Origin of the sequence: Exiguobacterium sp. ERU653 (assembly GCF_018617775.1) — a bacterium.
Lineage (GTDB): Bacteria > Bacillota > Bacilli > Exiguobacteriales > Exiguobacteriaceae > Exiguobacterium > Exiguobacterium marinum.
The window spans coordinates 935,885-948,804 of record NZ_JACSKV010000001.1 but is presented as its reverse complement, the minus strand read 5'-3'; the positions used below and the strand labels follow the sequence as shown (position 1 = coordinate 948,804).

The window sequence follows — 12,920 nt, the reverse complement described above, 5'->3', positions numbered from 1 at the left end:
CATGAAACGACGTCCAGAATTATTAGCGCCAGCAGGTAACTTAGAAAAATTGAAGATGGCGATTCACTACGGGTCCGACGCGGTCTATATCGGCGGACAGCAATTTGGTCTGCGTTCACGTGCCGGTAACTTTAGTTATGAGGAGATGCGAGAAGGTGTCGCGTTCGCCCATGCTCGCAATGCGAAAGTATACGTCGCCGCGAACATGGTGACGCATGAAGGCGATATCGAAGGTGCCGGTGAATTCTTTCAGACATTGCGAGATATCGGGATTGACGCGGTCATCGTCTCCGACCCGGCGATGATCGAGACGTGTCTCAGGGAAGCTGAAGGACTGCCGGTCCATCTGTCGACTCAAGCCTCGGCGACCAACTATGAGACACTTCGTTTTTGGAAAGACGAGGGCCTTGAACGGGTCGTCTTGGCTCGTGAAGTATCGATGGATGAAATCGTGCAAATGAAACAAGAAGTCGATGTCGAGATTGAGACGTTCGTCCATGGAGCGATGTGCATCTCTTATTCAGGACGCTGTACGTTGTCTAACCACATGACACTACGTGATGCCAATCGTGGAGGCTGCGCCCAGTCATGCCGCTGGAAATATGGATTCTTCGAAGAGGGTGCACTGTTGACAGAAGAGATGGAAGCGCGCGACGAAGAACCGTTCACAATGAGTTCAGTCGACTTATCGATGGTCCGGCATATCCCCGACCTCGTGGACGCGGGAGTCGACAGTTTGAAAGTCGAGGGGCGGATGAAGTCGATTCATTACGTCGCGACCGTATGTAACGTCTATCGTCAAGTGATTGACGCGTACTGTGAGGACCCGGAGAATTTTGTCTTCGACCCGGCATGGGAAGAAGAGATTTGGAAAGCGGCCCAACGTGAACTGGCGAGCGGATTCTATTACGGCATTCCAACCGAAAAAGAGCAGTTGTTCGGGAAACCGCGTTCGATTCCGCAGTACGCCTTTGCCGCACGGGTCATCTCATACGACCCGACGAGCGGGATGGCGACACTAGAGCAACGAAACCATTTCTCGGTCGGGGAAGAGGTCGAATTTTTTGGCCCCGGATTTAAACGCTTCTCGCAAGTCATCGAGGCGATTGAAAATGTGGACGGACAGCCGCTCGAGTCAGCCAATCAAGCGATGATGACGATTCGCGTGAAAGTAGATGAACCGGTCGCGACCGATTTTATTATGCGTAAGCGAAAAAGCGTACCCGCACGCGTAGTCGTCTGACACATCCTTCGAGCCAACATAGTCGCCCGGACCGTCCAATCCTGCTACCCTAAGAGGTAGAGACGGAGGGATGGAAGGATGAACCAAAACACAGAGCAATTACGGACTGAGCCCATCGGCCGACTCCTCTTCAAATTATCGCTTCCGGCGATGATTGGGATGCTCGTGACGGCGCTCTATAACATCATTGATACGATTTTTGTCGCCCGTGGGATCGGCGCCTCAGCCGTCGCCGCCATCGGGATTGCGTTTCCGATTCAGATGATCTTGATGGCCGTGTCCAGTGCGGTCGGACTCGGCGGGGCGTCCATCAGTTCGAGGAAGCTCGGGCGCGGGGACGATGCCGGTGCGGCCGTCACGTTTTTAAACGTGCTCGTCCTCGTCGGTCTGTTTGCGGCGTTCGCGGTCAGTTCTGCCTTCTTTATGCTGGATGAGATATTAATGGTGTTCGGGGCGACATCCGAAATCATGGAACTTAGCCGACAATACTTATCGGTCGTATTGATCAGTTCACCCTTCTTTATGTTCACGCTTGCTTCAAGTGCGATGGTACGTGCTGAAGGACAGGCGCCGTATCAAATGAAGGTCATGTTGACGACCGTCCTCGTCAATCTCGTGACGACCCCTCTTTTTATCTTCACCTTTGGGTGGGGAATGTACGGGGCAGCCATTTCGACGGCACTCGCACAAGTCGTCGGTTCCATATTGATGCTTCGCTTCTTTTTTGCCCGTAAACCAAAAACGGAACTGCGCTTCAAATGGCGACAGTTCCGGATTCGGTTTGATGAGATCAAGGAAATCATGGCAATCGGTTCGTCCTCGTTCATCATGATGGTATCCCAATCGATTCTGTTCGTCGGCGTCAACGTGATGCTTGGGACGTACGGTGGGACGGATGAGTTGGCGACTTTCGCCATCATCAATAAGTTCATGGCGCTCGTCGGTATGCCGATCATGGGTATTGTCCAAGGGATGCAACCGATCGTCGGGTACAACTATGGAGCCGCCCAGTTTGATCGCATGCGTGAGACGATTTGGACGGCGATGCGTGCCGGAATTGCAATCGCCGTGGTCATCTGGCTCGTCTTGCAGTTGTTCCCGCATACGCTCATGGGATGGTTCTCGACGGATGATGCATTAATCGCAGGAGGCGTGACCGCGATTCACATCCTGTTCGCGGTCTCCTTCTTACCGAGCGTGCAGATGCTCGTCAACGGGATTTATCAGTCGCTCGGAAAGGCGCGAGTCGCCATGTTCCTCTCGCTTTCCCGTCAGACGCTCTATACGATTCCGCTCGTCTTCATCCTACCATCGTTTCTCGGGGTGTTCGGCGTCTGGCTCGCATTCCCGATTGCGGATGCGATGACGTTTTTGACGGCGGTCGCTCTGGCGTTTTGGGACCGTAAGCTGTTGTTCCGTCCTTCAGAAGAGGATGCAGAAGATCGTCCGGGGGACCCGAAAGCTACGAATCTATAATCAGACGTCCGCTCGAGTCGAGCGGGCGTCTTCTTTTAGGAACAGATAGATCCCTGCGAGGAGGATGATGGCACCGGTCCACTGCAACGGACCGAGCCGTTCTCCGAAAAAGGCGTACCCGAACAGCATTCCCCATAGTGCCTCACCGAGAATCGTGATGCTGACGACTGTCGCACTGACCCGTGCGAGCGCATAATTGAACAGATTGTGCCCGAGGATCGTCGGAAAGAATGCGAGTGCGAGGAAGTACCACCAGTTGACCGATTCGAATGCCGTGAACGACGTGTCGCGTACGAGCAACATGAAACAAAGAACGACCGTCGCAACAAGGTAGACGCTAAATGAATACGTGTTCGTCTTCATCTCGGTACGGACGTGTTGTCCGACGAGCCAATATCCGGCGATGAGGAGAGCGGCGAGCAAGGCGAGCATGTCCCCAAAGAGCGCTTCACGACCGAGTTGAACATCTCCTGCGGCGACGAGCATACCCCCGAGGACAGCGACGAGTGCGTAAGTGAGTCCTTGTTTGGTCGGATTTTTTTTGAAGATGACGGCATTTCCAATCAAGACAAAGATTGGGCTCGATGTGACGAAAAGAGTCGAACTGGCGACTGTCGTATAATCGAGCGATAAAAACCAGAGCCAAAAGTGAAACGCGAGAAGCGTCCCGCTAAGGAGTAAGGCATATCGAGTCATGAGACGTGTTCCGATGAGTGATTTGAAGTCAACGAACGGCAATAGCATCAGACACGTAATAAGCATGCGGTAAAAGGCGGCCGTCTCGGCCGGAGCGGACGTCCATTTGACGAATAGGACGCTCGTCGACAAGAAAAAGACAGCGGCGAACAAAATGAGATAAGACATGGCGACACTCCTTCACTTATGTATTTCTTAGTCTAATGATAGCGGAAAATAGTATACACGGGAATTTCATATTTCGTATACATGAAAGAAGAATGAAAATGGGATTGTTAGCTTAACGTATAAAGATGACGAGAATGCCGAAATCATTCAATCTGCTCTCGGTCAGGCAACGATATACTATAATGAAAATGATTTAGTGAAGAAAATCATTACACCGTGCAATGAAGAGTTCCAGTTCTCCTATACCACGTCGGAGTTAATCAAAAAAATCAGGGGACCGAGACTGACTCATGAGATGAATTATGGTCCGAATGAGAAGATGACCCAGATCCAGACGAATAAGAAGGACACGGAGACGGTCATTTTCTCTGAAACGTATGAGTATAACAAAGATGAGCAAATCATCAAGGCGACAAACAATGATTCCGAGCAAAAAACATATACCTATACGAAGGAAGGGTTCTTGCAATCTGTCACTCGAGGGAGCGACACGATAGACTATACGTATGACTTGAGCGGGAATATGCTGAAATCAGAAGACCAGTCCGGCAAATTGATCTCTGAAAATAAGTACCTACAAGGAAACCGTATCGATACTTCAATTCAGTACGACAAAGAGACGAACACTTATCGCCACATCAGCTATGATTTTAGAGAGAATGGATCATTAGCAAAAGAAACGATTCGTAAACCGTCAAGCACATCGAGTAGCGCGAAACAGGCTGCGGTCGATGTGGTGAAAGAATATCACTATTCTTCGTTCAACCTGTTGATGAGTATCACAACGAAGCAAGGAAGTAAAGTCACCGAACGCATCGAGTATACGTACGACAGCGAGGACAATCGTTCTTCGAAGAAAGTGACGAACGCTGAAGGCGACCGTTTTGAGTTCTACTAGTACGATTCAAACGGGGATCTCGTCTCTGTATCGCGCAAAACGGGAGACGATTTGCTTGAGAACACGATGAATTTCTATCGAGATGCAAGTGGTAAGCTCCTTAACTTTGAGTATAAAGGGACGACTTTCGACTACGTCTTCAACCAACGTGGTGACGTTGTTGCAATCACGAACGAGATTCAGGAAGTGATTGCCCGCTACAGTTATGACGAGTGGGGGAATTTGATTGCGCTTGAGGGTCTGACGCCTCTCGGTCAAGAGGTGGCAGAAGAAAACCCGTATCGCTATGTCGGCCATTACGGCGTTTAGTCATTTCTAGAAACGGTCGTGGCTGTAAAGCGATACGTAGGTCTCGAAGGACGATGTGAGTCCGCTAGAGGCTTAGAGCTCACGCAAGTTGTACATCTCCACTTTCAGGGTATCTCAAAAGCCTCGAATGAGTCGTACTCGGGACAACGTCCGACCCGGGACATGTTGTGGGTCAGTCTCGCGTCTTCGATCCGTTCGAATCCTCTCTCGATGTGTCCATCTATGACTTGATATAGTAAAATATATTGAAGACGCAATCGAATCAGGTACGTCTTGACTCGAATTAAGAGGCGAAGTAAGGAGTTCTTATTATGAGACTAATCATCGCGGAAAAGCCATCACAAGCACAAAAACTGGCCGCTCCCTATCCATCTAAAAAGCGAAAAGAGGAGATCGAAATCTCTCCGTGCTCCCGTTTTCCTGAAGGGGCGATCGTCGTATGGGCGGTCGGTCACCTTTGTGAGCTCCAGGAACCGTCACACTATCGACCGGAGTGGAAGTCATGGAAATATGATGCGCTCCCGATCGTACCCGAGCGGTTCGACTACCGTATCTCAAAAGGCAAATCAAAGCCATTTTATGCAATCAAAAAATGGTTGCACGATCGCTCCATCACAGACGTCATCATCGCCTCGGATGCCGAACGGGAAGGGGAGGCGATTGTCCGTCTGATTTTAAGGCTCGCGGGAAACAAAAAACCGCTCGCTCGGCTATGGATTTCAAGCTTGACGGAACAAGCGGTCGACCGTGGGTTCTCTGAACTACTGCCGGGTGAGCAGACGGTCCCGTATTACCATGAGGCGATGAGCCGCGCCTGTGCCGATTGGCTCGTCGGGATGAATGCCTCACGCGCTTATACGACCTTATTGAAGACGATCGGAATCGAAGATGTCTTCTCGCTCGGTCGTGTGCAGACACCGACACTTGCTCTAATCGTCAATCGTGAACGGGAAATCAAACAGTTCGTACCGGAACCGTACTTCGAAGTCGAGGCGACGTTACTTAAAGGTCGAAGCACGTTCAAGGCGAAGTACACCATCGGAAAGACGACGAAACTGAAGACGCGCGATGAGGCAGATGCGGTCGTCAGGCGCGCTTCCGGCACCGCTACAGTCCAAGCGATCGACAAAGAAGAAAAAATCGAACAACCTCCATTTTGGTTCAGTCTATCCGGATTGCAGGCAGAAGCGGGGAAACGATTCGGTTTCGGGGCGAAAAAAACGCTCGATATCGCGCAAAAGTTATATACAAAAGGATGGATCAGCTACCCGCGGACCGATTCTGGATTTGTCACACCGGACGAAGCGACTCTGTTCCCTCAAACGAAGGCGAGGCTGCTGAAGTCGGATGCCTACGGCGGACTCCGTGAGTTGTTGACCGAGGACCCGTCCAAAAATCGTCGTTACGTCAACGCAAAAAAAGTGAGTGACCACTATGCGATCATCCCGACGGAAGCATGTGGCGATGTCAATCGGCTCGCTGGGGATGAGGCAAAACTGTATGATCTCATCATTCGGCGTTTCCTCGCGGCGTTCGCACCTGCTGCGACGCTTGAAAAGACGACGGTCGACCTGTTAGATGGAACGGATCTCTATCGAGCGAAAGGGACCGTCGTCGTACGTCCAGGCTATCGGGATGTCGTCGAAATGAAATCCAAAGACGTCGAGCTCCCTTTACTGACTGTCGGGGAAGTGTTGAAGGAGAAGACTGTCGATGTGCTGTCGAAACAGACGGAACCGCCCAAACGCTATACAGAAGGGGCACTCATCATGGCGATGAAAGTCGCCGGGAAACAGCTTGATGATGAGGCGTTGATTCACATCATGAAAGAAGTAGAGGGTCTCGGGACCGAGGCGACACGCGCCAATATCATTGACGGGTTGAAAAAGCGCGGATATGTCCAGCTTCAGAAAAAAGAGCTCGTCCCGACAGACAAGGGTCGTCTTTTAATCGATGTACTCGGAGACAGCATTTTGGCCTCGCCCGTCATGACCGCGAAATGGGAGAAGCGACTCCATGAGATTGGACAGGCGTCCGCATCTGCCGCAGAATTTATCGAACAAGCCAAAAAAATGTCGATCCATCTCGTCGAGGAAGCGAAATCGCGCGTTGAGGCGGCGAATCCTGAAGGATATACGATTGAAGCGAAGCGATATGGGAAGAAAGGGGCGGCACGGCCGAAAGCGTCGTTCGGGGTCTGTCCGAGCTGTGGCAAAGGACTTGTCGAACATCCTAAATTCATCGGCTGTAGCGGATATCGTGAAGGCTGTCGTTTCACCGTCTCTAAGCAGGTGCTCGGCGTCGGACTCGTCAAGGATGAGTTGAGACAGATGATCAACGGGGGGCAATCGAACGTCCATACGTTTAAAAAAGGCGAGAAAACGTTTAACGCTTCGTTATATTTAGAAAAAGGTGAGCTCCGATTCGAGTTCAAATAAAAAGAAGGGTCTTAGTGAACACCCCATAAAAGTCGGACATGACAATCCAACTTTTATGGAGGGAGTTCAGCGTGCCCCTTCTGACTGGTCTGTCTTTTCTTGTGTTTTTTCGGACTCGATCCGACGATTGATTTCGTCATAGTCGAGGACGATATCATCTTTATTGTCTTTATACGCGTACCCTTTTTGGATGACGACGATGGACGCGATAAGGACGAGTAAAATAATCAAGCCGCTGACGGCGAAGATCCAGGCCATAAAAATCCCCCACTTTCTAACTTAAGTATGCCAAATGATGGTCCGGTTCATCAACTGGAATGAACGGACGGTTGTGTCGTGTAAGGTCAAGAAGATATGGTACAATACGATATAGATTACTACATAGAGAAGGAAGGGATAGTCATGGCGATTTTGATTGTGGACGACGAACCGGTCAATACGCTCGTACTCGAGCAATTGCTTCACCAGCACGACTATGAGACGATTTCGGTCTCAAGTGGGGAAGAAGCGCTCGATTTACTGATGGCACCACAAGCCGCATCGCTGTATGATCTCGTCCTATTGGATGTCGAGATGCCCGGGATTTCAGGGATTGAGACGTGTAAACGGATTCGACAGATGGCAGAATATGAAGAGTTGCCGGTCATCATGGTCTCCGGACGTACAGATGAGAAGCAAATTGCTGAAGGACTTGACGCAGGAGCATCTGACTATACGACCAAACCGATTAAAGTGACGGAGCTCCTGGCCCGAATTCGCTCTGCGCTTCGCTATAAGGCAGCGGTCGACGAGCGGAAGATTTATGAGGCCCGTCTCCAGTATGATTTGGACCTTGCCCAAAAGATTCAACAAAGTGCACTCACTCCTCCCATCAGTAACGAAGAGATTGATGTTCGCGCCCTTTATTTGCCATCAAAAAAATTGGCAGGGGACATGTACGCCTGGTTTCAGGTCGCCCCGGACCGTTACGGGGTCATTATCTTTGACGTCATGGGACACGGGGTCTCATCGGCACTCATCACGATGGGAATCCGGTCGATTCTTCCGGGTCTTGTCGGAAACGTGCAATATCCGGTAGACGTCATGACCGAGTTGAACCGTCAGATGACGTTCCTGTTCTCGGGTGACGATATGCATAGCTACTTTACGGCGGTCTATTGCTACATCGATACGACGAAGCGTCGAATCGAATATGTGAATGCAGGTCATCCGCCGGTCATCGTGACGTCTGAAGCGGGGAATTGCCGACTTGAGACGACAGGGGTGCCGGTCGGCATGTTCGATGAACCGAACTATGAGTCGAAAGAGATTGCCATCACACGAGATATGAAGCTACATATGTATACAGATGGGCTTATGGAATGTTACAGCAAAGATATCGATGACGGGATTCGATGGCTTGAAAAAGATGTCGCCACATACGGGCTTGACTATAGTCGTCATGTTGCCGAACAACTCGTACCTAAAATTGAAATCGATGACGACCTGTGTCTCGTCACCGTCAAAATCACATGACAAGAGCCTGACGCACCCTGCGTCAGGCTCTTGTTCGTTAGAAATATCGTTTTCGCCAAAGGATATAAAAGGCGAGACCGGAAAATCCAATCATCATCGCAATCGCCATGATGAATCCGAACGGATCCCCTTCCCATGGGACTTGGACGTTCATCCCAAAGATTCCAGAGATCATCGTCGGGATACTAAGGACGATCGTGATCGATGCCAAAAACTTCATGACGAAGTTGACGTTGTTTGAGATGATCGACCCGAACGCCTCCATCTTGATGCTGATGATGTCGTTATAAATCGATGCCATTTCCATCGCCTGCCGATGCTCGACGAAGACGTCCTCTAATAGCTCCTCGTCCTCTTCATGTTTCTCCAAACTCGGCGTCTTGACGATTCGGTCAAGGACACTGTCGTTCGCCTTCAAGGAAGTCATGAAATAGACGAGCGATTTTTGTAGGTTCATCAATTGAAAAATCTCTTGGTTTCGCATCGAACGCTGCAACTCTTGCTCGAGCTCATCCATTCTTCGGTCGATTTGGCGCAAGAAGCGCAAATACGTCATACTCACCCGGTGTAAAATCTGAAAGACGAAACGGCTCCGATAGTTCGTTCGGAACAATCGTGCCTTCCCGTTAGCGAATAGATTCAAGACATCAAGGTCACGTGAGCAGACGGTGATGAAATGTCTTCCGGTCACGATGATACCAAGCGGGATCGTATTATAGGCACGACCTGTGTCATCTTCTTCTACATATGGAACGTCGATGATCATGAGAAGCCCTTCATCATCTTTTTCAAAACGCGGTTTTTCTTCGATATCAAGTGGGTCATAAACAAAGTCTTCTGGAATGCCGGACGCCTCGATGACTTGATCGGCCTCATCTTTTGTCGGATTCACGAGTTGAATCCAGCTCCCTTTATCAAAGTCTTCGATTTCATCCACATGGCCCGATGCGTCAGTACGGTAAATCGTCAGCATGCATCTTCCTCCTACCTTAACTCAATCTTATTATAGGTAGCCAAAACTTAGAGTGCAATCCAAAGCAGGAGTTTTTTTGTTTTCTCTCGAAAACGTGTTACAGTGAGAGGGAATGATTGGATGATTGTTTATTGAGGAGGGGTTATATTGACAAGAATGCCCGAGAACGCTCTGTTCAATGAAGATAAGTTAACGGAGCTCCACCAAATCGCAAACGGAAACATGGATTTTTTAAATAAAATTGCAACCACATATATTCAGCAGTTCGAGGCGAAATATCCCGAACTAAAAGCAGCTGTCGAATTGAAGGATTATGAGCGGATCGAACAGCTCGCCCACCTACTAAAAGGGGCCTCGTATTCGGTCGGCTTAGAACAGACTGCCCTTCTTTTCCACGATCTTGAAGTCGCAGGCGAGAACGCCCATCTGGACGGAGCAGACGAGACGTTGGCGACAATTGAGTCCCACAGTAAGCGCTTTTTAGCCGAATGGACCAACCACTTCGAACAGTTGACGTAAAAAAAGTTTGCACCCAGTTTGGGAGCAAACTTTTTTTATTAGCCTACAAATTCGTCAAGTGTCGCAATCAGGAGACCGATCTCTGGTTTCGTAATTTGGGCGTTCGCTCCGACCGCTTCACCTTTATGTTTCAAGTCGTCCGAGATGAGTGACGAGAAGATGATAATCGGAAGTGTTGCGTAGCGCTCCATCTCGCGAAGACGCTTCGTTAAATGGAGTCCGTCCATCTGTGGCATCTCAATATCCGTGATGAGAAGATCACATTCGACACCATCCTGTTCAAATGCATCAAGCGCCTCTTTACCATTATTAAAGACGGTCGTGTTGAAGTAGCCTGCATCATCTAACGTATCGAGAATAAGTGTCCGAAGCATCTCCGAATCCTCGGCGATCCAGATGTTTTTGTTCGAACGTTCACGAGCACCGAGACGTTTCACTGACTCACGCGCCATGATGTCTTTACGAGAAAGTTCTAACGCGATGCGCTCATAGTCAAGTAAGATAATCATCTGATCACCTGTTTTGACGACACCGTTCGTGATACCTTGGACACCGCGGGCGAGATCTGAAGGCGTGTCAATCTGTTCCCATGAGATACGTTTAATCTCGGTCACTTGGTCGACTCGAAGAACCGATTTCTCACCGTTGAACTCGCAGACAATCAAGCGGTCGTCACTGCCGACTTCACGCGGATGACTGATGACCATCGGAAGGTCGATGACGGTCATGACTTCTCCACGTAACTCGATGAGACCCATAATGGCCTCCGGTGTACCTGGGAGCGGAGTCAGTGGGAGCATCGTAATGATTTCGCGTACTTTCATGACATTGATGCCGAATAAGAATGGGCCAGCTTGGAAAATCACGATCTCAAGTTCGTTCGTTCCTGCTTCAAGTAAAATATTATGATCATTGTTCAATGGTAGTCCCTCCTATTTCACGTACTCTCTTCTTTACTATCGGTTTCGAATCATCAAATCTACAGTAAAAATATGTCGAACTCACGTCAGAATTCACAAAAAGTTTCATAGTAACCGTTTACATCTCATAAACTGAATCGTTATAGTTGTCCAACGCAAAAAAATCTGCATACAATGGGGTTGGCAACGAGATATTACAGCTTACTCAGGAGGCAGATAGAGATGATGAGTATGAACACGTATCCTTATTTATTGAATGGTCAATGGCAGGAATCTTCAAGTCAGGAAACGATTGAACTCGTTTCACCATATAAAGACGAAGTCGTAGGTCGCGTTCAAGCGATGTCACGTGACGAAGTAGACGAAGCCATCCATGGCGCCAAACGCGCACAACAGGAATGGGCTGCGCTTCCGGTCAACAAGCGCGCTGAACTGTTGTATGCATGGGCAGAAAAACTCGAAGAACGCGTTGATGAGATCGGTCAAATCATCATGCAGGAAGTCGGGAAAAACTTGAACGACGCGAAGAAAGAAGTCGTTCGCACAGCTGAAATCATTCGTTACACGGCAGAAGAAGGAATTCGCTTCAACGGTGGATTCATGCAAGGGGACTCATTCCCTGGTGGCTCGAAAAACAAGATGGCCATCATCAAGAAAGAGGCACTCGGTGTCGTTCTCGCTATTTCACCGTTCAACTATCCGGTGAACTTAGCGGCTGCGAAGATTGCACCTGCGCTCGTTACAGGAAATGCGGTCGTCTTCAAACCAGCGACTCAAGGTGCAATCAGTGGAATCAAGATGGTCGAGGCATTACATGATGCAGGTCTTCCGAAAGGTCTCTTGAACCTTGTGACAGGACGTGGTTCGGTCATTGGAGATTACTTGACTTCACACCCTGGTATCGACATGATCACGTTCACAGGTGGGACAGGTACGGGTCAACACTTGTCGCAACAAGCGTCGATGGTACCGGTCGTGCTCGAACTCGGTGGGAAAGACCCAGCCCTCGTCTTAGAGGATGCGGATTTGACGTTGGCTGCAGAGCAAATCATCAGTGGTGCGTTCTCATACTCGGGTCAACGTTGTACGGCAATCAAGCGCGTCTTCGTGCTCGAAGACCAAGCAGATGAGCTCGTTGGCATGTTGAAAGAACGTGTCGAGAAACTCTCAGTCGGCTCACCGGAAGACAACAGTTTCATCGTGCCGTTGGTCGACGAAAAATCAGCGGATTATGTCCAAGGTTTGATTGACGATGCGGTCAACAAAAACGCAACCGTCATAAACGGCAATGAACGTGTCGGAAACTTGATTCACCCGACGCTACTTGACAACGTGACGACAGACATGCGCGTCGCATGGGAGGAACCGTTCGGACCAGTCCTTCCAGTGATTCGTGTGAAATCGCTCGACGAGATGGTCGCGCTCACGAATGAATCAGAGTTTGGTCTCCAAGCGAGCGTATTCACACAAAACGTGAATAGCGCCTTCACAGTCGCTGACAAGTTAGAAGTCGGTACGGTTCAAGTGAATGGACGTACGGAACGTGGTCCAGACCACTTCCCGTTCATCGGAGTTAAACAATCAGGGCTCGGCGTTCAAGGAATCGGCCGTAGTCTCGAGACGATGACGCGAGATAAAGTGACGGTCATCAACTTATAAGAATCATTTTTGTGAGGGGGAGATGTCCCCCTCTTTTTTTGTTTGATTGAAAACGCATCTTTCAGACGGGTATAATAAAGAAAGAATGGATGAAAAGGTGGTGATG

12 protein-coding genes are annotated in these 12,920 nt (G+C 49.5%); 8 read left to right on the top strand and 4 right to left on the bottom strand.

The window, feature by feature from the left end:
• Position 1: 1 nt before the first annotated feature.
• Positions 2-1,243 carry a peptidase U32 family protein gene (locus tag KNO95_RS04895; RefSeq protein WP_214878409.1) on the top strand — a complete coding sequence of 414 codons (1,242 nt, stop codon included), beginning with the start codon at positions 2-4 and terminating at the stop codon, positions 1,241-1,243.
• A gap of 78 nt (positions 1,244-1,321) precedes the next feature.
• A complete protein-coding gene (locus KNO95_RS04890; protein WP_214698898.1) occupies positions 1,322-2,719 on the top strand; it encodes an MATE family efflux transporter in 1,398 nt (465 codons plus the stop codon).
• Here KNO95_RS04890 and KNO95_RS04885 read toward each other — a convergent pair whose 3' ends face one another.
• On the bottom strand, positions 2,720-3,583 hold the full coding sequence (locus tag KNO95_RS04885; RefSeq protein WP_214701897.1) for a DMT family transporter: 864 nt from the start codon (positions 3,581-3,583) through the stop codon (positions 2,720-2,722).
• Between the two features lie 196 nt (positions 3,584-3,779).
• Between KNO95_RS04885 and KNO95_RS04880 the strand changes: the two genes are divergently transcribed.
• The 3 genes from KNO95_RS04880 (at position 3,780) to KNO95_RS04870 (ending at position 7,228) form a co-directional block, all read left to right on the top strand.
• Entirely contained in the window at positions 3,780-4,481 is a 702-nt protein-coding gene (locus KNO95_RS04880) for a hypothetical protein (protein ID WP_214878408.1), read from the top strand.
• A gap of 66 nt (positions 4,482-4,547) precedes the next feature.
• Entirely contained in the window at positions 4,548-4,790 is a 243-nt protein-coding gene (locus KNO95_RS04875) for a hypothetical protein (protein WP_152538883.1), read from the top strand.
• Between the two features lie 311 nt (positions 4,791-5,101).
• Positions 5,102-7,228 (top strand): DNA topoisomerase III, encoded by a 2,127-nt coding sequence (locus tag KNO95_RS04870; protein ID WP_214701899.1) that lies wholly within the window; start codon positions 5,102-5,104, stop codon positions 7,226-7,228.
• A gap of 66 nt (positions 7,229-7,294) precedes the next feature.
• Here the strand turns inward: KNO95_RS04870 and ytzI are convergent, their stop codons facing one another.
• Positions 7,295-7,486 carry a YtzI protein gene (gene ytzI, locus KNO95_RS04865; RefSeq protein ID WP_214701900.1) on the bottom strand — a complete coding sequence of 64 codons (192 nt, stop codon included), beginning with the start codon at positions 7,484-7,486 and terminating at the stop codon, positions 7,295-7,297.
• A 144-nt stretch (positions 7,487-7,630) separates the two neighbouring features.
• Here ytzI and KNO95_RS04860 point away from each other — a divergent pair, with 144 nt between their 5' ends.
• A complete protein-coding gene (locus KNO95_RS04860) occupies positions 7,631-8,743 on the top strand; it encodes a PP2C family protein-serine/threonine phosphatase (protein ID WP_026825792.1) in 1,113 nt (370 codons plus the stop codon).
• Between the two features lie 37 nt (positions 8,744-8,780).
• Here KNO95_RS04860 and KNO95_RS04855 read toward each other — a convergent pair whose 3' ends face one another.
• A complete protein-coding gene (locus KNO95_RS04855) occupies positions 8,781-9,716 on the bottom strand; it encodes a magnesium transporter CorA family protein (RefSeq protein WP_026825793.1) in 936 nt (311 codons plus the stop codon).
• 156 nt (positions 9,717-9,872) lie between these two features.
• On the opposite strand from KNO95_RS04855, the gene KNO95_RS04850 reads away from it, so the two are divergent.
• A complete protein-coding gene (locus tag KNO95_RS04850) occupies positions 9,873-10,235 on the top strand; it encodes an Hpt domain-containing protein (protein WP_214702828.1) in 363 nt (120 codons plus the stop codon).
• 38 nt (positions 10,236-10,273) lie between these two features.
• On the opposite strand, the gene KNO95_RS04845 is transcribed toward KNO95_RS04850, so the two are convergent.
• Positions 10,274-11,155, bottom strand: coding sequence for a chemotaxis protein CheV (locus tag KNO95_RS04845; protein ID WP_026825795.1), 882 nt, complete (start codon positions 11,153-11,155; stop codon positions 10,274-10,276).
• 222 nt (positions 11,156-11,377) lie between these two features.
• Here KNO95_RS04845 and KNO95_RS04840 point away from each other — a divergent pair, with 222 nt between their 5' ends.
• Positions 11,378-12,814, top strand: coding sequence for an NADP-dependent glyceraldehyde-3-phosphate dehydrogenase (locus KNO95_RS04840; protein ID WP_026825796.1), 1,437 nt, complete (start codon positions 11,378-11,380; stop codon positions 12,812-12,814).
• Positions 12,815-12,920 lie beyond the last annotated feature (106 nt).